The following is a 303-nucleotide window of genomic DNA, read 5'->3' on the forward strand; positions in this document are numbered from 1 at the left end:
TATCGTCCATTGAGTTTGCATAAGCTGATTTGTTTGCATGAGCTACTAACAAGAAAGTAACGTCTTGGAAAAGTAACTTTAAGCGTGTAATTCTCCTAAGCATTGGTTCAAAGTCTTTACCGTAGATAATGTCTCCATTTCTTAGCATTGTCATTAAATTATCCAAGATCACGAATTTTATATCATTTTCTTTAATGTATTCATATAATAAGTTCATGTGGTGCGAATCATCAAGCATAAACTCTCCACCTGTCAAAAAATGTAAGTCTTCTGGTGCATTATCTTTATTTCTAAGCCTTTTGT

General features: G+C 32.7%; 1 protein-coding gene. It reads right to left on the bottom strand.

The window, feature by feature from the left end; all coding sequences use genetic code 11:
- On the bottom strand, window positions 1-303 hold a 303-nt coding region (locus L979_RS16940), incomplete at both ends, for an AAA family ATPase (protein WP_047692903.1).

Source organism: Kocuria sp. ZOR0020 (genome assembly GCF_000800955.1).
Classification (GTDB): Bacteria; Actinomycetota; Actinomycetes; order Actinomycetales; family Micrococcaceae; genus Kocuria; species Kocuria subflava.